The following is a 400-nucleotide window of genomic DNA, read 5'->3' as shown; positions in this document are numbered from 1 at the left end:
ATCGCTTGTTTCAGTTTCGTTTAGTGCATTTGATCCTTTTACTCCTCCTAAAGAACAACCTGACCCAGCAAAAGGTACACAATACTTTTATATTGGACTCAAGAATGCTGCCAGCAATAGTTTAAAATCACTAGGCGATCTCCGCTTAGAATTCATTTCAGCATTTATTGGTTGTATGAGAGTAGATAGAAAAAGACAACTCTGGCTTGAAGCTATCAAAAAACTAAGTAGTGATGAAAACTTTTCAAATATGGAACTCATCAGCCTCATTTCTAAATATGAAGAGTTAAGACGTAATGAACCACAGATTCAAGTGGACGATGATAAATTCACTAAATTGTTTTATGACAATATCCAGAAATATCTGCTTCGAATGAGCTCTGGACATGCAATTGTTTTA

1 pseudogene is annotated in these 400 nt (G+C 35.0%); it reads left to right on the top strand.

Annotated features, from left to right (window positions below):
- Window positions 1-400: pseudogene (locus tag EMN46_RS19780) on the top strand (hypothetical protein); the annotation flags it as partial.

This window comes from Ancylomarina sp. 16SWW S1-10-2, assembly GCF_009669305.1.
Lineage (GTDB): Bacteria > Bacteroidota > Bacteroidia > Bacteroidales > Marinifilaceae > Ancylomarina.
This window is presented reverse-complemented; position numbering and strand designations above follow the sequence as displayed.